This is a genomic window from Pararhodobacter sp. SW119 (assembly GCF_017811755.1).
Lineage (GTDB): Bacteria > Pseudomonadota > Alphaproteobacteria > Rhodobacterales > Rhodobacteraceae > Pararhodobacter.
This window is the reverse complement of sequence record NZ_JADDJF010000037.1, coordinates 13,066-33,225: the sequence shown is the minus strand read 5'-3', so window position 1 is coordinate 33,225 and position 20,160 is coordinate 13,066. Positions and strand designations below refer to the sequence as shown.

Genomic DNA, 20,160 nt, shown 5'->3' with positions numbered 1-20,160 from the left:
TGAACTCCGAACAGCTTTCGACGCGAAACCTGCGGTCTCTTCACTGCCTTGCCATACATGTCGATTAGCTTGGCTATCCTCTTGTCAATCTCGCTGTCGATGCGACGTGCGGTGTCCTCGCAGGAAGAAGCGCAGAAGGCTCCGCACCAGGACAGTATCCGCTGGTCGATTGATGAGACTGTGGCAACGAATGATTGCCGCCGGCTGGTGGCTCTGCCTTCTCGCAACTTGCAGATGTGAGTGTGGAATCCGTCGATGTCGAGGTCGATCCCCCGGAGCAAGCTATCAAGATTGCCTTCGGTGGGCGGGTATTTTCCGGGCACCATCCGATGGCCCAGGAACTCGATCGAGCCTGCGAAGCGACCGATGAAGGCCTTGCGCGGGTTTTTGTCGGGGTCGTAGATTTCAAGGCCGAGCCCGCTCAACAGTTCTTTCGCCTTCTCCAACGCGGATCGGGCGACCGCCTCAGACGGGCAGAGCAGGATGAAGTCGTCGATGTAGCGGAGGCACCTGACCGGGCCCTCGTTCATGGCCTTGTCAAATTCCCGCAAGAAGATGTTGCCCGCGAAGGCCGACAGAGGGCAGCCCTGCGCCACCCCGATCCCTTCGCTCGGGAACAGTTCCAAATCCTTGGGCGACATCTGCGCGGCGTTATCGAGTTCTACCGTAAGCGCGTTGTGGAAGAGGGTCGTGAAGGCGTCGTCCTGCACTGCTCCGCGGACGAAATCCACGACTGCGGCCACGTCAATCTTCGTGAAGAAACCAGAGATGTCCGAACCAGCAATCCAGGCAGCCCCACCCGTCAAGCGCGCCCGTTCGATCTCGATGATCGTATCCTGAACTCCTCGGCCGGGAATGCCGCCGAAGGAAGTCGCGCACTCCATCACCGACTGAAGCGCGGCGCTGTCATAGCGCTGAAGCACATCGAGGATCGCCCTCTGTACCACGCGATCAGGAAGCGGGGAGACAACCAGTCCTCGTTTACCCGCGCCGCTCTTCTTGGGAATTAGAACCCCGACCGGAGGCTCGAACCGATAGCCCTCCCGCAGCTTGTCCTGAAGCGACCGAATCCGGAGTGGCAGCCTCTGTTCGAAGTCGCGAACTTCCTTCTTCGTCGTGCTGCTCTTGGATGCCCTGGCGTTATCTCGAATGCTGAACCACGCTTGGTGCAGCGTCGCAGCCTTCCTGACTTCCCTAACCAGGGACATTGCATCCCTCACGAGCTTTTCGAGATCAGTCCTGGGGCCTGTGGGCGAAGTTCGCCCCGGCTGATCACATGCCGTCTCGGGGATCAGGCGCGGCCACAATTCGGACCGAGCCCTCGACCCGCCAGGCGAGGCTGAACGCCCCGCCGGCGTCGCCGACAATCCCGTTCGCGCTCAATGAGAGCCCGACCATGACGCCGACGACCGAGATCGTCGAGACGAAGCACGCCGCAAGCCGCGCGGCAAGCTCCGTCCGTTTTTGGTTCCGCTGTCGCGCATGGCACTATCCCCCTTCAGCATAGCAGCTTTTTGGTTCTGTCAAGCCCTTGCGCGACGCCGCCCGGCCGACGACAAAAATGCTCTTCGACCATCCCACAGACCCCGACGGGCTGAACCTTGGTCGCGCGCCAACCAGCCGGGGGACGCGGGCCGTCTCGGGGATCAGGCGCGGCCACAATTCGGACCGAGCCCTCGACCCGCCAGGCGAGGCTGAACGCCCCGCCGGCGTCGCCGACAATCCCGTTCGCGCTCAATGAGAGCCCGACCATGACGCCGACGACCGAAAGCGACCAATATCCTGTAGCATCGCAAGCCATCTTACGCAAGAGCTTGTAAATATGTGGATAAGCAGGGCCAATGGCGGGGCTGAGGGGAATATATAGGTGCTAACCCATAAAGTAGGGCGTGTCCGAAAAGCGTTGGTTCGCTTCTCTTTAACCTGCGAACGACAGGGGTGTCGGCTTCGCTTCGCGGCCGAACCCGGCCCCACTTCAAAGTTGCCACCTTCCCTAATATGGTCGGTCCAAGTCACCACATTAAGCGGTCGACCTCAATTTTCTCGCGCCGTTTGGCAACCGACAAATAGTGGCATAGGGGCGGGAGATGTTGGTTGCGAAAGACTCACGCAGGGGGAGCAAAATTTGGGAGAGGCAAAACGACGGGCGGCTGCCCGCAAGCTGGAACATGCGACGGTGGATCAAAGGTTGCGCCGGCTTGGGATTGATACTGCGAAGTTTGGCTTCTACGACCAGCCGGCGTTCTTGGCTGAGGAACGACACAACGGCGAGTTCTTGGACCAGTATGCGATATGGGTGAAGTCGCGTCCGCGCACGGCTGAATATGATGAACGAGTTCGCGACATCGTGCCACGCTTGGCCGAACTCCTCGCAGATTTATTCGAACGCAGGAATATGCATCGTAGTTGCGTCCATGCTTCGTCGATGATGCAGCGTATCCTCGACCGGCTTGGGGTCTGGAGTTATGGCCTCAAGGGCTCAATGATCATGGAGGTTGAGTGCGAGGATCTCTGGCGGGGACAGTGCATGTGCGACACCTCAGACTTCGCTGGTGCTGAGCTTGGACACGCGTGGGTTGTCGCGCCGCCGTTTGAAATTCTTGATCCGACTATCCGGCTACAGAATCCGCCGGGCGACGCAATGAACAGGTTTACGCCACCGATCGTCGTAGTTGAAGGTGCGTCGCTGATCAGGCCAACAATTGATGATGTCATCGGCGCTGAATTGCGAGAGCTCTATGCGCAAAGCGAGGGGCGGACTGACGAGCAGCTTCACCACCGGCTCATCCCGCATCTCAAGGAGTTCGGCCGCAATTTCCCCAGCCGAGAGGTTAAAATTGAGGAATTGACACTTCGCTATGTGCCCGCCGGCGTGCGGATTAGCGACGTGGTACTTGAGGAGATAAACGGTGCTGGCGACCAACTAACAGGAGCTCAAGTTTGGAATGACTATGTAGCGCCGACTTTTTCAAAATATATTGTGCTGGGGGGGGTCTAAAATCATGGGAGGCGCAGAAAAAGTGAGTTGTGTTCTTAATTTATCGGAGGACGAGCTTGACCAGCATGTCTACAGGATCATGCCCGAAGAATATGTCATCAATATTTTCGCCGACCGGGAGAATGTGCTGAGCCAAGTTCACAAATGGAAAGACAAGTTTGAGAATTTTCAACTCAAGCTTGGAGGTCTCCTGAATAATGAACCCTTCGAATTCGGATTTCGGGACGATTTCGTCGGCCAGTGTTGGTCGCGTGAGAACCTGTCGGAAGCAATGTGGGGCATCTACGCTAACGACCCTGACTGCCGTTTTATTCGGATTCGGTCGACGCCGCGCAAGCTCTTGGCTGCTCTCGTTCAGAAGCACCCCGGGATGCCGCAGGACACCTGCTTTATCGGCAAAGTCCTTTATAAGCGTGAAGAAGAACTGAAGGCCTACGTCCGAAATGGTGGTCGTTTAGACTTGAGCGCTACGCGGCTTGCGAAAAGCCTCCTGCTCAAGCGACGTTCCTTCAAGCATGAATGTGAGGTGCGCCTGATTTATTTCGGCAAAGCAGGTATATACGATGACAAAGGCTTATACCGTTATGCCGTTGATCCACATGAGATGATTACACAGATCATGGCCGATCCTAACCGGGACCGCACCAACTGGCCGGCGGACAAGGCGAGGCTGCGGGAGATGACTGGTTACACTGGCGACATCAAGCGCTCAAAGATCTACGATCCCCCCGAATGGGATGCGCCTACCTTCAGCGGCTAACATAAACCTCGGAAGCGACGACCGGAATAGTCGTAGCTCAGTCCGTGCAGCATTCCTTCGTGGACGGCGCCACCGAAAGACGGGAATCCGCACTTCGTACGGGCAGCCTCGCAACCGCATCGCCGATCGAGCATCCTCGGCGAACAGCAGCTTTGTCCGCCGAGCCGACTTCCAACTCACAAGGCTCCCGAAAATTTCTTCGGGAGCCTTTGCCTGACATGGCCTCGCAAACCAAGGGGTTTCGCTCAAGCGTGCAACATTTACTGCAAAGGGCTGAGCCGCTGACCCAGGATCTTTCACTCGACCTCGACGATGGAGATGAGCCCATCTCGCGGGCAAGCGACGAAGACAATGCGCCACTGCGCGAGTCACGGACGCCGGACGCTCAAGCATTCTCTGGACTGGTCGGGGAAGGAAATCGACGCCTGAAGCGCTTATTGTGTAGTGTTCGATGTAGCAAAAGCTGTAGCAAAAACTGTAGCAAATCTATGGCTGCGCTCGGCAGAAGGAGCTGTTTTCCTTTGATTATTGGGCCTACCTTCACTCACGCCTAAGGGAATTGGTGCCCGGGGGCGGAATCGAACCACCGACACGAGGATTTTCAGTCCACTGCTCTACCCCTGAGCTACCCGGGCAGGGTCTGAAATGGGGCGAGGCGGTTGGTACTCGACGCGCTGGGCGCTGTCCAGAGGGGTTGTGCAGAATCCGGGCGCGATCTGCGGGGGGCTCAGGGGGGCGCGGCGTACCCCCGCGCGGGGCGTGGTCCGGCGGGCGGGGCGGGCGCCTCAGCGGCCCAGCGTTTCGTCCAAGACCTGGGTGAACAGCGCGACGCCGGGGGCGATCAGGTCGTCGGGGAAGTCGTAGTCGGGGTTGTGCAGCATCGGCAGGTCGGTGCCGGCGCCCAGCAGCGCCATCGCGGAGCGGCCGTGGCGGCCGAAGCGGCCGAAATCCTCGGAGGCGCGCATCGGGTGGTCGAAGGCGGCGGGGGGCAGGCCAGCGGCGCGGGCGGCATTGGCCAGGTGGCGGGTCGCGTCGGGGTCGTTGCTGCAGGCTTGGAAATGGTCGTGGACGGTGAAGGCGCAGCCAAGCCCGTCCTGCGCGGCGAGGCGCTGCACGGTGGCGCGCAGATCGGCCTCGAGCGTGGTCAGGGCGGCGTCGGTGACGGTGCGCAGGGTCAGCCAGAGTTCGGCCTCGCCCGGGGAGATGCCGAAGGCGGGCGCGCCGATGCGGGTGTGGCAAAGCGTCACCAGGCGGAAGTCGTCGCCCGATGCCGGGGCGAGGCGCGGCAGGTCGGAGAGCAGCGCGGCGATGCAGGCGGTGGGGGCGACGCCGGTTTCGGGGTTCGAGGCATGCGCGGTGCGGCCGGTCAGCACGACGCGCAAGCCCAGCGAGGCGCAGTTCGCCGGGCCGGGGGCCAGCGCGACGGCGCCGCGCGGCAGGCCCGGCATGTTGTGCAGCGCAAAGACCCAGTCCGGCGCCAGCGGGGCAAAGCGCGGATCGGCGATCACCGCCGCCGCGCCCGAGCCGTCCTCCTCGGCCGGCTGGAAGAGCAGGATCGCGCGCCCGGCGGCGGGGCGGGCGCGGCCCAGGACCATGCCCACGCCCGCCAGGATCGTCGCGTGGCCGTCATGGCCGCAGAGATGCGCCTTGCCCGGCACCTGCGACCGGTGCGCGGGGGTGCCGGTCTCCTCGATCGGCAGGGCGTCGAGTTCGGCGCGGATCATCACTGTCGGGCCGGGCTGGCCGCTGTCGTAGATCACCGCGAGGCCGTGGCCGCCCAGCCCGGCGACCACCGCGTCGGGTCCGGTCGGGCGCAGGAAGGCGGCGACGGCGCGGGCGGTTTCGGCCTCCTCGCCCGAAAGCTCGGGGCGGCGGTGCAGCGCGCGGCGGAACTCGGTCAGGCGGATGATGTCGGCATTGCCCAGCATGTCGGCCTCCTGTTCCCAACCCCCGGCGTCCGACCGGCGGCGCGGGGCCAGAGGTGCCATCCCGCCCCGCCCGGCGCAAGTCCCGCACGGCGTGGCGCGGGGCAGGGGGCATTGGCGGGCACCGGGGGCGATGATTTCCCCGCGGGGAAATCGCGCGGGCGGCCGTGGACATCGCCGAGGGACAGGGCGCCACGGTCGGGGCATTTCCCCGCGGGGAAATGGGGCCGGGCGGCCGGGTGACTCCCGCGGGGAAACGATGCCTCCGGTCGGGAGGTTTTCCGAGGGGAAATGGCGCCACGGGTCGGTGGAGTTCCCCGCGGGGAAATGGAATTCAGATCCAGTAATTCCCCGCGGGGAATTCGGACATCGTTAACCTGCGTTCCCCGCGGGGACGCAAGTCGTGTGCGCACGCCGGGCTGGCCCCATGCCGGAACGCAGGGCGCCCCCACGCGGGACCCCGTCGCATTGGGGCGTTCGCAAGCGCCCCCACCCGCGGAAACCTGCAAGAGCAGAAGGTCGGCACGGCGGAGATTGCAGTTGTCCGACCGGATCAGTCCGGATCGGTGCCCGCCGCCGCCCGCCCCGGCCATCGCCGGGCCAGATAGGCGCGGTTGAACGCCGCATAGCCCGCGGCCGTCACCCCCAGCCGGTCACGCATCAGCAGGTGCAGATCGGGCAGGCGGTGGAAGGGCACCGTGGGGGCGACGTGATGCTCGGTGTGATAGGGCATGTTCCAGGCCAGAAACCGCACCGCGCGGCTGGTGAAGGTGGTGCGGGTGTTGAGGAACATGTCGGCGACATGCGGGCAGTCGCCATGCTCGGCCAGCAGATAGAGCCGCAGCACCGGCTGGCCCAGCAGCACCGGCACCAGCCAGACCCAGACGATCAGCGGCGACCAGATCAGGCTCAGCGCGAGGAGGACATAGACCAGCGCCATCGCCCGCGCCTCGGCGACCACACGGGGCCGCGCCGCGGCGGGCAGGAAGTCATCGTCGGCCCGCCCGGCCACCAGCCGCGCCATCAGCCGCAGGCCCGCCCACCAGTAGGGCAGGCCCGAGACATGCAGCGCCCATTCCGCCGCCGTCCGGGGCCGGGGTTGCGCCAGTTCGGGGTCACGGCCGGGAATGTTCGTCCAGCGGTGATGGGCGAAGTGCAGATACCGAAAATACTGGAAGGGCAGTACCAGCACCAACCCGGCGACGTGCCCGGCCGCGCTGTTCAGCCCGTCCGAGGCGAATGGCGTGCGATGCGTTGCCTCATGCGCCAGGGTGAACAGGAAGACCAGCAGCACGCCCTGCACGGGCAGCAGAAGCCACCACCCCGGCAGCTGCGCCGCGATCAGCCCGCCGCAGAGCAGGATCAATCCCAGATGCGCGGCCAGACGCCGCAACCCCGCCGCATCCGAGCGCCGGGCCAGATCGGCGCGCTGCGCAGGCGGCAGGGCGGCGAGCCAGTCGCGGTGATCAATCTGCTGTTGCATGCGCACCAACCTTGCCCAACCCGCCTGCCGCTGACGGCAGGGTCGCCCAACGCGGCCGGCAGATCAAGCGTTTCCGCGGCGGGGGCGGATGCCCCATGATTGCGGGAACGGCCAGCGCAGGGCGGGGCAGGGGGGCGGATTTCCCCGCGGGGAATTCGGACATCGTTAACCCGAGTTCCCCGCAGCGACGTCAGCGGCCCGCGCGTGCCAGGCTGGCCCCATGCCGAAACGCAGGGCGCCGCCCGGGGTCGGCACTGCGGACCTTTCGGTCATTCGCTGCATGCGCGCGATCTCATTCGCGTCTGCGTCCGTCATCGACGCGGTGGGAACCGAGGGGGTTCGCTACCGTTCCAGTGACTGGCAATGGAGGCTTGGTATGTACGAGGAGCTCGCGATCTGGATGACCTGGACCCTCGGGCTGGACGAAGACGAACTTGGCATCCGCCATATGGCGGTGCGGGCGATTGTCGTCTTCGCGTTCGCCGTCATGCTCGTGCGCCTCGGCAGCAAGCGCTTCATCAGCGGCAACACGGCCTACGACGTGATCCTGGGCGTCATGCTCGGCTCGATCATCAGCCGAGCCATCACCGGGCAGTCTGCCTTCCTGCCGACACTCTGCGCGGCCCTCGTGATCGTCTTTCTTCACAGGCTGTTTTCGCGGATCGCCGTCGGTTCGGACGCTTTCGGCACGCTGATCAAGGGCAACACGAGCCTCCTTGTCCGAGATGGCGAGGTCGACTGGGATGCGATGAAGCGCAGCAATCTCAGCCGAAACGATCTCCTTGAAGCGCTGCGCCTCAGGGAGAACCTCTCGGACTGGGAAAAGGTCAAGGAGGCCCGTCTGGAACGGAACGGCGAGATTAGTGTCATCCTGAGACAGGACCCATGATCCGGTGTCTCGATGGCTCCAGCGACAGGAAACCTCGCCGCCCAATGAGGTAGCGCAAGCTGCGCCGCAACGATTGACGATCCGGGGAGAGTCCGGCCGGGCCGGGCACGTCGCTGCTCCGGCTCGGTGGTCGAGAGCGTCACGCTTCGGACGACTGACCGGCGCGGGGCGCGAACCTGCCCTCGCAGGGAAACGAGTCGCGGGGCAGGGGGGCGGATTTCCCCGCGGGGAAATCGGACATCGTTAACCCGAGTTCCCCGCAGAGACGTCAGCGGCCTGCGCGCGCCGGGCTGGCCCCATGCCGAAACGCAGGGCGCCGCCCGGGGTCGGCAGTGCGGACAAGTCTGACGTTCGGTGCTAAATGCTCAAGGGTGGGCAACGCGACAACGCAGCGCCACGACAATCCGCGCAGTCGCGCGCAGCGACCGGAGCGGTGGGCAGCATCCCTGGGGATGCTCTGACGAGGGAGATACGAATGCTCAAACCGCAGATTCTTCGGATCGAGGCGATCCACGTTCCGGTAAAGCGCGCCAAGACGCTCGACACACAGAAGGTTGGCCAGATCGCCGAGAGCATTCTGCAGGACGGGCAGACGGTGCCGATCCAGGTTCGCGCGGACGGGGAACGTTTTGTTCTGGTGGAAGGTCTCCACCGGCTCGAGGCGATGAAGGCGCTCGGGGAGTCCACGATAAATGGCTACCTGGTGCAGCCTCGACAGCATTGACGGTCGCTTCGCGGTAGTCAACACGAGGCGCGGGGGAGGGGCGGATTTCCCTGCGGGGAAAGGGTTTCCGGTCTCTTAATTCCCCGCGGGGAAACGGGGGACGTTCTGGCCGTTTGCAGGGTGCGTGCTAGAGATGCGCCAGGACCGGGACGCCTGCGGCGTGGTAGAGCAGCAGCAGCCCAAGCGGTTGCTCCCGCCGCCACGAGGCGCGCTCCATCAGCAGGCAGGGGCTTTGCGGGGGCAGGTTCAGGGCCTCGGCGACCTCGCCGCGAGCGGGGACGGCCGAAAGCGCGATCTCCAGCCGGCTGAAGGGGGCGTTGTGCAGAAGCCAGACGTCGATGCCCGACGCGGTCAGATCGGCGCCCTCGACCCCCGGGGCGAGGCGCGGGTCGATGTAGCGGTGTTCCAGGAAATGCGGGCGGTCGTCGGCCAGGTGCAGGGTGAGGACCTCGAAAACCGGGAGGCCGGCGGGGCGGCCCAGCCGGCGGGCGACCGCGGCGGGCAGCGGGCGCATCCCGGCGCGCAGCGTCCGGCAGGTGGCGGTGTGGCCGGCGCGCAGGATCGCCTCGGCCAGAAGCGGCACGTCGAGGCGGGCCTTGCGCACCGGGTTTTCGGCGATGCGCGTGCCGCCCTTGCGCCGGCGCTCCAGAAAGCCCGCCTCGGCCAGGTCGCGCAGCGCGCGCGAGACGGTGCTGCGGGTGCAGCCGTAGCTGGCGGCCAAGTCGACCTCCTTCGGCAGGTGCGACCCCGGCCCCCAGTCGCCGGACTGGATGCGCGACAGGATGTCGGCGCGGATCGCGCGCCAGGGGGCGAGGGCCTTGCGGCCTGCCGCCCTTTTGGGCGCGGGTTTGTCGGGGGTGGTCACGGCCGGCCCTCCGCGCCGATTTCCGTCTTGACCGGAAGAATATTATGCTCAAGCATAATCCGTCAACGCCGCCCTTCGGGGTGGTGCGCGATCCGCCCCCCGGCAGGCGGCCGACGGAGGGGCGTGGTGCCGGTCACGGCACCGGCTGCAACCGGCCCCGCGACATGGAGGTTACCGATGAAGCACACCAAATTCGCCCTTTGCGCGGCGGCGCTTTCCGTTCTGGCGCTGGCCGGCCCGGTGGCGGCGCAGGACCGCGTCTTCGTGGGCATCGCCACCGGCGGCACGGGCGGCACCTATTACCCGCTGGGCGGCATGCTGGCGCAGCTCATCTCGAACAATGCCGAACTTGAGGGGCGGCGCATCTCGGCCACGGCGGAGACCGGCAACGCCTCGGTCGCCAACGCGGGCCTGCTGGCGCGCGAGGAGATCGAGACCGCCTTCATCGCCGCCGATATCCTGGACGCGGCCTACAACGGCGCCAACCAGTTCGAGGACAACGCCGCCGAGAACCTGCGCGCGCTGGGTTCGCTTTATCCCGAGACGGTGCAGCTGGTCGCGCGCACCGGCGCCGGGATTTCCAGCTTCGCCGACATGGCGGGCAAGTCGGTGTCGTCGGGCTCGCCCGGGTCGGGGCAGTGGCAGCTGCTTGGCGATCTGCTGGAAGCGCACGGCATGGCGCGCGAGGACGTGACCGAGGATTATTCGTCCTTCGCGCAGTCGGCCGACAAGATCAAGGACGGCAACCTGGACGCGTCGCTGATCACCGCCGGCATCCCGACCGCGTCGATCACCGAACTGGCGAACGGCCATGACATCGTCGTCGTGCCGCTGTCGGGCGACGAGATCGCGGCCTTGCAGGAGGTGCAGCCCTACTACGCCAACGCCACGCTGCCCGCCGGCACCTATCGCGGCGTCGACGAGGACGTGCAGACGCTGGCGGTGCGCGCGATCTGGGCCACGCATGCCGGGCTGGAGGACGACATCGCCTATGCGATGGTCAAGGCGCTTTACGAGAATACCGACATCCTGTCGCAGGTGCATGTGATGGGCGGGCAGATCTCGCTCGACACGGCGCTCGAGTCGATCTCGATCCCGCTGCATCCGGGGGCCGAGCGGTACTACCGCGAGCGGGGCATCCTGGAGTGACATGACCGGCCGAGTCGCGACTGCCGCGGCCTTTCTGGCGCTGGTGCTTGCGGGCACCGGCGCCGCGGCCTGCCCGGCCGAGCTGCGGGTGGTGCGGCTGGCCGATGGCGCGGTGCTGGCCGCCGCGCCGGCCCGCGCCTTCACGCTCAGCTACCGCCATTCGGTGACGCTGAGCCGGGTGCAGGCCGACTACCGCGTCGCGGCCGACGGCACGATCCGCCAGACCGCCGAGCGTTTTGCCGACCTCGGCCCCGGCATGACCCATGGCGGCGCGCCGCCGCGCCGCGAGGGCGCGGGCTACGTGCTGGCGCTGGACCGCCCCATCGACCGGCTGATCTTGCGCGCCAGCCCGGATGCCGCGAACCGCCTGCATCTGATTGGCGCGGAAATCGCCCTGACCCGCTGGCCCGGCACGCCGCTCGAGATCCTTGCCCGGCCCTGCGCGGCCCCCAGTCCCGGAACGCCCCGACCATGAGCAAAGCCCCGCCGCCGCCGCACGACCCCGCGCTCTCTGCCGCCGAGATGGAGGCGCTGGTCCGCAAGTACGATTCGGAGACCAACTTCCGCCGCCTCGGCGGGCTCACCGGGGCGGTGGTGACGGTCCTCTGCATCACGCTGAGCCTGTTTCACATCTACACCGCCGGCTACGGGCTCTTGAACGAGGTGATGCACCGCTCGGTCCACATGGCGTTCATCATGCCGCTGGTCTTCCTGCTGTTTCCGCGCGTGCGGGCCGAACGGCGCGGCCGCGCCTGGGGCTTCGGGCTGGCCTTCGCGGGCCTTTACGTCTTTCTGGGCTGGACGCTGGCGCAGGCGCTGGCCGGCCAGATACCCGACGCCGCGCGCTGGGGGCTGGTGGGCTTGGGCGTGGTGCTGGGGCTGACCGCGCTGCCCATCGACCGGGTCGGCGGGCATGGCGACCGGCTGGCCTTCTACGACTGGCCGCTGGCCATCGCCGGGGCGGGATTCTCGCTCTACCTGATCGTCTTCTTCGACTCGATCTTCATCCAGAATGTCGGCTTCCCGCAGACGCTGGACTACATCGTCGGCATGGTCGCGATCATCATCGTGCTGGAGGCCGCGCGCCGCACGATGGGCGAGACGCTGCCGGTGATCGGCGCGCTGGCGCTGATCTACGCGATCTTCGGGCCCTACCTGCCCGGCGACCTTGCGCATCGCGGCTACAACATCATCCGGCTGGTCAACCACCTCTATCTGGGGACCGAGGGGATCTATGGCATCGCCATTGGCGTGGTCGCGACCTTCGTCTTCCATTTCGTCCTTTTCGGTGTGCTGGCGCAGAAATCGGGGCTGGGGCAGCTTTTCATCGACCTCGCCTCGATCGTCGCAGGGCGGTATTCGGGCGGGCCGGCCAAGGTCGCGGTGGTGTCCTCGGGCTTCTTCGGCATGATCTCGGGCTCGCCCATCGCCAACACCGTGACCACCGGCGCCTTCACCATCCCGATGATGAAGGCCAAGGGTTTCTCCGGCCGCTTCGCCGCGGCGACCGAGGCCTCGGCCAGTTGCGGCGGGCAGGTGACACCGCCGATCATGGGGGCGGCCGCCTTCGTGATGACCGAGATGCTGGGCGTGCCCTATAACGAACTGATCCTGATCGCGATCATTCCCGCGGCGTTCCACTACCTCTCGACCCTCTTCATGGTGCATCTGGAGGCGCGGCGGCTGGGCCTGTCGGGCATGGACCGCCACGAGATCCCGCGATTCCTTGAAGTGCTGGGCCGGTCCTGGCACCTGTTCATCCCGCTGATCGTCATGGTGACGATGCTGCTGATGCGCTACACGCCGTTCCTGGCGGCGTTCTGGGGCATCATCCTGACCATCGTCTGTTCCTACATTCCGCTGATCCTGCAGACCGTGGGGCTGGGGCGGAGGATGGACGCGGCGACCGCGCTGACGCCGTGGAAGCTGAAGGAGGCCTTGGAGTCCGGCGCGCAGCAGTCGATCTCGATCACCGCGGCCTGCGCCTGCGTCGGCTTCATCCTGGGCGTGACCACGCTGACCGGCATGGGGTTCAAGTTCTCGGGCGCGGTGATCGACGGGGCGGCGTGGCTGGGCACGGCGCTTTATGCGCTCAACCCGCTGACCTTCATCACGCAGACCGACATCACGCTTTTCTTCGCGCTGATCTTCGTTGCCATTGCCTGCATCATCATGGGCGCCGGCATCCCGACGACGCCGACCTACATCATCCTCGCCGCCATCGCCGCGCCGGCACTGCAGCAACTGGGTGTGCCGCTGCTGGCGACGCATTTCTTCGTCTTCTACTACGGGGTGCTGGCCGACATCACGCCGCCGGTGGCGCTGGCCGCCTATGCCGGGGCGGGCATCGCGCGGTCGGACCCGATGCAGACCGGCATGACCGCGTTCCGGCTGTCGATGGGCAAGGCGCTGGTGCCGATGATGTTCATCTACGCGCCGGCGCTTCTGTTCATCGACTTCACGGTCTACGACTTCACGCTGGCGATCGCGTCGGGGGTGCTGTCGATCGTGGCGTTGTCCATCGCCTATATCGGCTTTTTCCAGGCCCCCGTGGCGCGCTGGGAAAAGGTGGTGCTGACCGTCGCCGGCCTCGTCCTTGTGGCGCATGACGAGGTGGCGATCGCGCTGGCCGCGTCAGTCGTGCTGGCGATCATGGGGCGCAACTGGGCGAAGGGGCGCGCGGCGGCCACCGCGTCCTGAGCGGCCGGCGGCGCGGCGCCCGAACGCAGGGACTCGCCGCCGCGCCGCGCTTGGGCTAGACCGGGGGCGACGGGCCGTCCGCGCCGCAGGAGGAAAGGGAAAATCCATGCTCACCAATGACCAACTCGCCCAGTGGGACCGCGAGAACTTCTTTCACCCTTCGACCCATCTTGGGCAGTTCGCGCGCGGCGACGCCCCGCAGCGGATCATGACAGGGGGCGAGGGGGCCACGGTCGTCGACCGCGACGGCAACCGCCTGCTGGACGGTTTTGCCGGGCTCTATTGCGTCAATGTCGGCTACGGCCGGACCGAGATTGCCGAGGCGATTTCCAAGCAGGCGCACGAGCTGGCCTATTACCACGCCTATGCCGGCCACGGCACGGAAACCGCGATCACGCTGGCGAAGATGGTCCTGGACCGCGCGCCGGACCACATGTCGAAGGTCTATTTTGGCCTTGGCGGGTCGGACGCGAACGAGACCAACGTCAAGCTGATCTGGTACTACAACAACATCCTCGGCCGGCCCGAGAAGAAGAAGATCATCGGCCGCCAGCGCGGCTATCACGGCTCGGGCCTGATCTCGGGCTCGCTGACCGCGCTGAAGCTGTTCCACGCCAAGTTCGACCTGCCGCTGGATCGGATCCTGCACACCGAGGCCCCCTATTTCTACCGTCGCCCCGACACCGACATGTCCGAAGCCGACTTCACCGCCTGGCTGCTGAGCGAACTGGAATCGCTGATCGAGCGCGAAGGCCCCGACACCATCGCCGCCTTCATCGGCGAGCCGATCCTGGGCACGGGCGGCATTGTCCCGCCGCCCGCCGGCTACTGGGACGGCGTGCAGAAGATCCTGAACAAGCACGACATCCTGCTCGTCGCCGACGAGGTCGTGACCGGCTTTGGCCGCATGGGCACGATGTTCGGCTCCGACCATTACGGGCTGAAGCCGGACTTCATGACCATCGCCAAGGGGCTGACCTCGGCCTATGCGCCGCTGTCGGGTTCCATCGTCTCGGACCGCGTGTGGGACGTCCTGACCCGCGGCACCGACGAGAATGGCGTTTTCGGCCACGGCTGGACCTATTCGGCGCATCCGATCGGCGCGGCGGCGGGTGTCGCCAATCTGGAACTGATCGACAAGCTGGGCCTGGTCGAGAACGCGCGCGACACCGGCGCCTATCTGGTCGGCGCCATGCGCGACGCGGTCGGCGGCCACAAGAACGTGGGCGAGGTGCGCGGCGACGGGATGCTGTGTGCGGTCGAGTTGGTCGAGGACCGGGATGCCCGCCGCTTCTTCGACCCGGCGGGCGCGACCTGCCCCAAGGTCGTCGGCGCGATGGCCCGGCGCGGCGTCATCGCCCGCGCCATGCCGCAAAGCGACATCATCGGCTTCGCCCCGCCGCTGTGCCTGACGCGCGAGGAGGCCGACAAGCTGGTCGCCGCCACCGCCGAGTCGCTGGCCGAAGTGCTGGGCTGACGCGCAGGGTCCGATCTGCCGAAAGGCTTGCGGGCGCCGGTTCCTGACCGGCGCCCGTACTGTTTTTTCGCCACGTTGGCAGCTCCATCTGGTTACCAGAAGGTTGACGAAAAAAACGTTCCCATTTGAAATCAGGGGATTGCGCGATTGCTCAAGCTTGAGCATCCACCGCCGGCGGGGCCTTCAGCGGGCTCAACCACTCCCCGGATGGAAGAAATCATAGATCGTCCGGGCCATCGCCTCGGATATGCCGGGCACCGCCTGCAGGTCCGCCAGCCCCGCCCGCGTTACCGCCTTGGCCGAGCCGAAATGCGCCAGCAGCGCGCGCTTGCGCCCCGCGCCGACGCCCGGCACCTCGTCGAGCGGCGTGGCCGAGGTCGCCTTGGCGCGCTTCGTGCGGTGCGCGCCGATGGCGAAGCGATGCGCCTCGTCCCGCAGGCGCTGCACGAAGTAGAGCACCGGGTCGTTCATCTTCAGCGCGAAGGGCCGGCGGCCGGGGCGGTGGAATTCCTCCTTGCCGGCGTCGCGGTCGATGCCCTTGGCGACGCCCACGACCGGCAGGTCGTCCACCCCCAGATCGGCCATGATGCCGGCCACGGCCGACACCTGCCCGGCGCCGCCGTCGATCAGCAAAAGATCCGGCCAGGCCTCGCCCTCGCGGTCGGGGTCCTCTTTCAGCAGGCGTTCGAAGCGGCGGGTCAGGACCTCCTTCATCATGCCGAAGTCGTCGCCCGGGGTCAGGTCGGTGCCGCGGATGTTGAACTTGCGGTACTGGCTCTTGATGAACCCGTCCGCCCCGGCGACGATCATCGCGCCGACTGCATTGGTGCCCTGGATATGGCTGTTGTCGTAGACCTCGATCCGGCGCGGCGGGGCTTCCAGTTCCAGCGCCTCGGCAAGGCCCGCCAGCAGCTTCGACTGCGCCGCGCCCTCGGCCATGCGCCGTGCGAGGCTTTCGCGGGCATTGCGGGCGGCGTTCTCGACCAGTTCCGCCTTTTCGCCCCGCTGCGGCACGCGCAGTTCGACATTGCGCCCGGCGCGGGCCGAGAGGAGCTCGTGGATCAGGTCCTCGTTGTCGATGGGGTGGGACAGCAGGATCTGCCGGGGCGGCGGCTTGTCGTCGTAGAACTGCGCCAGGAACGCCTCCAGGATCTCGGGCTCCTCGGCGCCCGAGCCGGTGCGGGGATAGAAGTCGCGGTTGCCCCAGCTCTGGTTGGCGCGGATGAAGAAGACCTGCACGCAGGCCTGCCCGCGTTCCAGATGCACGGCGATCACGTCGGCCTCGGATACGCTGCGCGGGTTGATGCCCTGGTTCTGCTGCACGGCGGTCAGCGCGCGGATGCGGTCGCGCAGCGCCGCGGCGCGCTCGTATTCCATCGCCTCGGCCGCGTCCTGCATCTGCGCGGCCAGTTCGGCCTGGATGCGGGTCGACTTGCCTTCCAGGAAACGCTCGGCGTCGGTGACCAGGGCCGCGTAATCCTCGGCCGAGACATGGCCGACGCAGGGACCGCTGCAGCGCTTGATCTGGTAGAGCAGGCAGGGCCGCGTGCGGTTCTGGAAGACCGTGTCGGCGCAGGTGCGCAGCAGGAAGACCCGCTGCAGGTGGTTCAGCGTCCGGTTGACCGCGCCGGCGCTGGCGAAGGGGCCGAAGTAGCTGCCCCGCGTGCTGCGCTTGCCGCGGTGTTTGCGGATCTGCGGAAAGGCATGGTCCTTGGCGATCAGGATGTTCGGAAAGCTTTTGTCGTCGCGCAGAAGCACGTTGTAGACGGGCTTGAGCTGCTTGATGAGGTTCTGCTCCAGCAGCAGCGCCTCGGTCTCGGTGCGCGTGGTCAGGAACATCATCGACGCGGTTTCGGCAATCATCCGCGCGATCCGCCCGGAATGGCCCGTCGGGCGGGCGTAACTGGACACCCGGGCCTTGAGGTTGCGCGCCTTGCCGACATAGAGGACCCGGGCCTGCGCATCCAGCATCCGGTAGACGCCGGGCGAGGCGTCGAGCGTGCGCAGGTAGGACTGGATCAGCGCATGGCCTATCGGGGCGGGGTCGGTCATCGCATCCTTAGGTTGATTCTTCGAATCGGCTGCACTTTCAGCGCGAACAGGTCAAGAGCGCAACTGTCCACGGTTTCTGTGGATAACTTTGTGGGCAGACAATGGGCTATCACGGAAATCCCTTGATTCAACGCGGCTTCGTGACATTGCCTATTTTTTGGGCGGTTTTTCAAGCTGTTGTTTTCGCTTTGGAAATTTTAATTCCTGGGCCAAGGGACTGAAAAACCAACGCTTTCGTTACCTGGCTGTTACTGGGCCGGACGCCGGTGGACAAAGGCGCAAGTTCCTTTCACCAAATGCCTATTCCACGCCAAGCACGTCCGGTGTCTGCCAGCCGAGGTGTTGGCCGCCATCGACGCAGATCAGCTGCCCGGTCACCGCTGGCGCATCGAGGAAATACCCCAGCGCCGCGGTGATATCCGCCGGGTTCGCGCCGCGTTCCAGCACCGTTGCGGCGCGTTGGCGGGCGAAGTGATCCGCGCTTTGCCGTCCGCCTTTCAGGGTCGGGCCGGGGCCGATGGCGTTGACGCGGATGTCCGGGGCAAGCGCCTGCGCGGTTGTGCGGGTCATCGCCCAGAGGCCCATCTTGGCGATGGTGTAGGTCATGAATTCGGGCGTCAGCTTGCGCACGCGCTGATCGATCATGTTGACGATCAGGCCCCGCGCGATGGGCTCGCCCTGATCGTCCCGCGCGCCGGTCGGCCCCTGCCGCGCGAAGCCCTGCGTCAGTACGAACGGGGCGCGCAGGTTCGAGCCGATATGCCGGTCCCAGCTTTCGCGCGTCGCGGTTTCGACCGTGTCATGCTCGAAGATCGAGGCGTTGTTGATCAGCACCGTCAAGGCCCCGCCCAAGGCGTCGCGGGCAGCCGGCACCAGCGCTTCGGTCGCATCCTCGTCCAGCAGGTCGGCCTGCAGCACCGCGACCTTGACGCCCAGGTCGCGCGCCTCGGCCGCGGTCTGCTCGGCGGCATCGCGGCTGGAGGCGCAGTGCAGCGCCACATCGTGGCCCCGCGAAGCCAGATAAAGCGCCATCGCGCGGCCCAGCCGCTTGCCGGCGCCGGTGATCAGTGCCCGTTCGGTCATGCGTCACTCCTCAGTAGAACAGGCTGACCACATAGGCGGTGTAGAGCAGGATCAAGACCGCCCCCCAGACCCGCCCGATCGAACGCCCCGTGTAGATGAACGCCCCCAGGCCGGCCGAGGCGCCCAGCATCACCCAGAGGTCGAGGCGCAGCATCTCCTCGGGGACCGGGATCGTGCCGAAAAGGCCGGCGACGCCGATGATGCCCAGCAGGTTGAACACGTTCGAGCCGAGCACGTTGCCCAGGGCCACGCCAGCCTCGCGGCGCAGCGCGGCGGCGACGGTCGTGGCGAGTTCGGGCAGCGAGGTGCCGACCGCGACCAGCGTCAGCCCGATCACCGCCTCGCTGACGCCGAGGACCGTGGCGATGTTCACCGCGCCGTCGACCAGAAGGTTCGCGCCGACCGGCAGCCCGACCACGCCGACCGCCAGATAGGCCACGATCTTCCACGCCGGCATGCCGTCCTCGGCGGCCTCCAGCACCTCGGCCTCGGTCCGGTCGTTCCGGTGATCGACCGCGCGCCGGTACCAGAGCACGAGCAATCCCAGAAGCGCCGCCAGCAGGACCAGCGCCTGCCAGGTCCCGATCGCCCCGGTGAAGGTCAACGCGATGAAGAGCGCGCTCGTCCCCATCATGATCGCCCAGTCCCGCCCCAACTCGCGCGCGACGGGGACCGCCGCGATCAGCGCGGGCACGCCCAGCACAAGCAGGATATTGGCGATGTTCGAGCCGACGACATTGCCGAGTGCCAGCGCCGGCGCCCCTTTCAGCACCGCCTCGACCGAGACGAAAAGCTCGGGCGCCGAGGTGCCCATCGACACGACCGTCAGCCCGACGATCAGGGCCGGGACGCCCAGCCGCAGGCTCAGGTTGACCGCGCCCTTGACCAGCGCATCGCCCGCAACGACCAGCAGGGCCAGCCCGCCGGCCACCAGCAGCAAGTCATAGAGCATCAACGATACTCGCAATCGCTGCGGTCGCAGGGGGCGGGCGCGCGGGAGATCTGGATGCGCTTGCACTGCGGACAGCGAAGCTGGTCGATCGCCTTGCGCTGCCCCTCGCGCCGGCCGCGCAGCAGCTTCTGCACCGCGCCCATGACGATCATGAAGATCAGGAAGATGGCGACGATCTTCAACAGCATGTCACATCCCGTAGCGCGCCCAGTGCGCGCGTTCCTCGGCGAGCATGAGCGCATCCTCGGCCAGCGACAAGCCGAAGCGCGACAGGAACGGACGCCGAATGCCATAGGGGACGATGCGCACCTTCTGGCCGTAGGCGGCCTTCAGATGGGGCACGGGATGCCCCAGCGCATCGGCCAGCCCGAGGCTTACGGCCTCCTCGCCCAGCCAGAACTGGCCGGTGAAGAGATCGGCGTCGGCGTCCAGTTTATCCGCGCGCCGAGCCCGGACATGGTCGATGAAGGCGCCGTGCATCTGATCAAGCAGGCGTTTCAGGCGCGCCACGTCCTCGGGGTTTTCGGGGCGGAACGGGTCAAGCTGGCTCTTGTTCTGGCCAGCGGTGTAGATGCGCCGCTCGAGGCCCAGCTTGGCCAGCGCCTCGGGCGCGCCGAAGCCGCCGGCGATCACCCCGATCGACCCCAGGATCGAGACACGGTCCGCCACGATCTCATCCGCCGCGACGGCAATCCAGTAGCCGCCCGAGGCCGCCAAATCCTCGACGAAGGCGTGAACCGGCACCCTGGTTTCGTCGGCCAGACGGCGGATGCGCGCGGCGATCAGCGAGCTTTGCACCGGCGAGCCGCCGGGCGAGTTGATGCTGAGCGCGACCGCCGCCGGTCGGCCCTGACGAAACGCCCGTTCCAAGAGCGGCGCGAGCGTGGCGTCCGACAGGCGGCCGCGCCCGCCCGCGGCGATCATGCCGTGCAGACGCACGAGATTCACGCGCGGGGCGCGGCGCAACAGCCGATCGGTCAGCGAGGGAGAGGGGGCGCGGGTCATCGCGCACCATGTAGGACGTGGCCGCGCCACCAGCAAGCCCGGGGCTTTCCTTTTGGCTGCCGCTCGCGTTCACTGACCGCGGGGGCGCCGGAGAGGAC

The 20,160-nt window shown here is 66.5% G+C and carries 17 protein-coding genes and 1 tRNA gene; 8 read left to right on the top strand and 10 right to left on the bottom strand.

The window, feature by feature from the left end; translation table 11 throughout:
• Window positions 1-1,208: reverse transcriptase/maturase family protein (locus IM708_RS16105; protein ID WP_209427606.1), on the bottom strand; the 1,208-nt coding region annotated here is incomplete at its 3' end.
• Window positions 1,209-2,125: 917 nt separating this feature from the next.
• Here IM708_RS16105 and IM708_RS16100 point away from each other — a divergent pair.
• Both IM708_RS16100 and IM708_RS16095 read left to right on the top strand, forming a co-directional pair.
• Window positions 2,126-2,998 (top strand): hypothetical protein, encoded by an 873-nt coding sequence (locus IM708_RS16100; protein ID WP_209427605.1) that lies wholly within the window; start codon window positions 2,126-2,128, stop codon window positions 2,996-2,998.
• Window positions 2,999-3,002: 4 nt separating this feature from the next.
• A complete protein-coding gene (locus IM708_RS16095; protein WP_209427604.1) occupies window positions 3,003-3,758 on the top strand; it encodes a hypothetical protein in 756 nt (251 codons plus the stop codon).
• 560 nt (window positions 3,759-4,318) lie between these two features.
• On the opposite strand, the gene IM708_RS16090 is transcribed toward IM708_RS16095, so the two are convergent.
• From IM708_RS16090 to IM708_RS16080, 3 genes are all read right to left on the bottom strand, one after another.
• Window positions 4,319-4,393 (bottom strand) — tRNA-Phe (locus tag IM708_RS16090).
• A gap of 150 nt (window positions 4,394-4,543) precedes the next feature.
• The gene (locus IM708_RS16085; RefSeq protein ID WP_348524985.1) at window positions 4,544-5,746 is read right to left on the bottom strand and encodes an amidohydrolase; all 1,203 of its coding nucleotides are present in this window, start codon (window positions 5,744-5,746) and stop codon (window positions 4,544-4,546) included.
• A gap of 490 nt (window positions 5,747-6,236) precedes the next feature.
• Window positions 6,237-7,166, bottom strand: coding sequence for a fatty acid desaturase (locus IM708_RS16080; RefSeq protein ID WP_209427603.1), 930 nt, complete (start codon window positions 7,164-7,166; stop codon window positions 6,237-6,239).
• Between the two features lie 280 nt (window positions 7,167-7,446).
• Between IM708_RS16080 and IM708_RS16075 the strand changes: the two genes are divergently transcribed.
• Both IM708_RS16075 and IM708_RS16070 read left to right on the top strand, forming a co-directional pair.
• The gene (locus IM708_RS16075; RefSeq protein WP_209427602.1) at window positions 7,447-8,055 is read left to right on the top strand and encodes a YetF domain-containing protein; all 609 of its coding nucleotides are present in this window, start codon (window positions 7,447-7,449) and stop codon (window positions 8,053-8,055) included.
• Window positions 8,056-8,530: 475 nt separating this feature from the next.
• Window positions 8,531-8,779, top strand: coding sequence for a ParB N-terminal domain-containing protein (locus tag IM708_RS16070; protein ID WP_209427601.1), 249 nt, complete (start codon window positions 8,531-8,533; stop codon window positions 8,777-8,779).
• Between the two features lie 127 nt (window positions 8,780-8,906).
• On the opposite strand, the gene IM708_RS21710 is transcribed toward IM708_RS16070, so the two are convergent.
• Window positions 8,907-9,644 carry a UTRA domain-containing protein gene (locus IM708_RS21710; protein WP_209427600.1) on the bottom strand — a complete coding sequence of 246 codons (738 nt, stop codon included), beginning with the start codon at window positions 9,642-9,644 and terminating at the stop codon, window positions 8,907-8,909.
• Window positions 9,645-9,821: 177 nt separating this feature from the next.
• Here IM708_RS21710 and IM708_RS16060 point away from each other — a divergent pair, with 177 nt between their 5' ends.
• The 4 genes from IM708_RS16060 to IM708_RS16045 all read left to right on the top strand — a co-directional run bounded on the left by IM708_RS16060 (window position 9,822) and on the right by IM708_RS16045 (window position 14,970).
• Window positions 9,822-10,793 carry a TAXI family TRAP transporter solute-binding subunit gene (locus IM708_RS16060; protein ID WP_209427599.1) on the top strand — a complete coding sequence of 324 codons (972 nt, stop codon included), beginning with the start codon at window positions 9,822-9,824 and terminating at the stop codon, window positions 10,791-10,793.
• 1 nt (window position 10,794) lies between these two features.
• Entirely contained in the window at window positions 10,795-11,268 is a 474-nt protein-coding gene (locus IM708_RS16055; protein ID WP_209427598.1) for a DUF1850 domain-containing protein, read from the top strand.
• Entirely contained in the window at window positions 11,265-13,493 is a 2,229-nt protein-coding gene (locus IM708_RS16050; RefSeq protein WP_209427597.1) for a TRAP transporter permease, read from the top strand. Before IM708_RS16055 ends, IM708_RS16050 begins: the two co-directional genes overlap by 4 nt.
• A 106-nt stretch (window positions 13,494-13,599) precedes the next feature.
• Window positions 13,600-14,970 (top strand): aminotransferase class III-fold pyridoxal phosphate-dependent enzyme, encoded by a 1,371-nt coding sequence (locus tag IM708_RS16045; protein ID WP_209427596.1) that lies wholly within the window; start codon window positions 13,600-13,602, stop codon window positions 14,968-14,970.
• Window positions 14,971-15,162: 192 nt separating this feature from the next.
• Here IM708_RS16045 and uvrC read toward each other — a convergent pair whose 3' ends face one another.
• The 5 genes from uvrC to IM708_RS16020 form a co-directional block, all read right to left on the bottom strand.
• Complete coding sequence (gene uvrC, locus IM708_RS16040; RefSeq protein ID WP_209427595.1) at window positions 15,163-17,022, bottom strand: excinuclease ABC subunit UvrC; 1,860 nt, start codon at window positions 17,020-17,022, stop codon at window positions 15,163-15,165.
• A 300-nt stretch (window positions 17,023-17,322) separates the two neighbouring features.
• On the bottom strand, window positions 17,323-18,105 hold the full coding sequence (locus tag IM708_RS16035) for an SDR family oxidoreductase (RefSeq protein ID WP_209427594.1): 783 nt from the start codon (window positions 18,103-18,105) through the stop codon (window positions 17,323-17,325).
• 10 nt (window positions 18,106-18,115) lie between these two features.
• Entirely contained in the window at window positions 18,116-19,057 is a 942-nt protein-coding gene (locus IM708_RS16030) for a calcium/sodium antiporter (protein WP_209427593.1), read from the bottom strand.
• Window positions 19,057-19,245 carry a hypothetical protein gene (locus IM708_RS16025; RefSeq protein WP_209427592.1) on the bottom strand — a complete coding sequence of 63 codons (189 nt, stop codon included), beginning with the start codon at window positions 19,243-19,245 and terminating at the stop codon, window positions 19,057-19,059. The genes IM708_RS16030 and IM708_RS16025 overlap by 1 nt, the downstream gene beginning before the upstream one ends.
• A 1-nt stretch (window position 19,246) precedes the next feature.
• Entirely contained in the window at window positions 19,247-20,062 is an 816-nt protein-coding gene (locus tag IM708_RS16020; protein ID WP_209427591.1) for a S49 family peptidase, read from the bottom strand.
• Between the last annotated feature and the right edge of the window lie 98 nt (window positions 20,063-20,160).

Bases quoted from the DNA above. Each gene is read 5' to 3' on its own strand.
- IM708_RS16080 (WP_209427603.1), bottom strand. From the start codon at position 7,166: ATGCAACAGCAGATTGATCACCGCGACTGGCTCGCCGCCCTGCCGCCT.
- IM708_RS16095 (WP_209427604.1), top strand. From the start codon at position 3,003: ATGGGAGGCGCAGAAAAAGTGAGTTGTGTTCTTAATTTATCGGAGGAC.
- IM708_RS16035 (WP_209427594.1), bottom strand. From the start codon at position 18,105: ATGACCGAACGGGCACTGATCACCGGCGCCGGCAAGCGGCTGGGCCGC.
- IM708_RS16025 (WP_209427592.1), bottom strand. From the start codon at position 19,245: ATGCTGTTGAAGATCGTCGCCATCTTCCTGATCTTCATGATCGTCATG.
- IM708_RS16055 (WP_209427598.1), top strand. From the start codon at position 10,795: ATGACCGGCCGAGTCGCGACTGCCGCGGCCTTTCTGGCGCTGGTGCTT.
- IM708_RS16060 (WP_209427599.1), top strand. From the start codon at position 9,822: ATGAAGCACACCAAATTCGCCCTTTGCGCGGCGGCGCTTTCCGTTCTG.
- IM708_RS16050 (WP_209427597.1), top strand. From the start codon at position 11,265: ATGAGCAAAGCCCCGCCGCCGCCGCACGACCCCGCGCTCTCTGCCGCC.
- IM708_RS16030 (WP_209427593.1), bottom strand. From the start codon at position 19,057: ATGCTCTATGACTTGCTGCTGGTGGCCGGCGGGCTGGCCCTGCTGGTC.
- IM708_RS16085 (WP_348524985.1), bottom strand. From the start codon at position 5,746: ATGGCACCTCTGGCCCCGCGCCGCCGGTCGGACGCCGGGGGTTGGGAA.
- IM708_RS16070 (WP_209427601.1), top strand. From the start codon at position 8,531: ATGCTCAAACCGCAGATTCTTCGGATCGAGGCGATCCACGTTCCGGTA.
- uvrC (WP_209427595.1), bottom strand. From the start codon at position 17,022: ATGACCGACCCCGCCCCGATAGGCCATGCGCTGATCCAGTCCTACCTG.
- IM708_RS16075 (WP_209427602.1), top strand. From the start codon at position 7,447: ATGCGCGCGATCTCATTCGCGTCTGCGTCCGTCATCGACGCGGTGGGA.
- IM708_RS16045 (WP_209427596.1), top strand. From the start codon at position 13,600: ATGCTCACCAATGACCAACTCGCCCAGTGGGACCGCGAGAACTTCTTT.
- IM708_RS16020 (WP_209427591.1), bottom strand. From the start codon at position 20,062: ATGACCCGCGCCCCCTCTCCCTCGCTGACCGATCGGCTGTTGCGCCGC.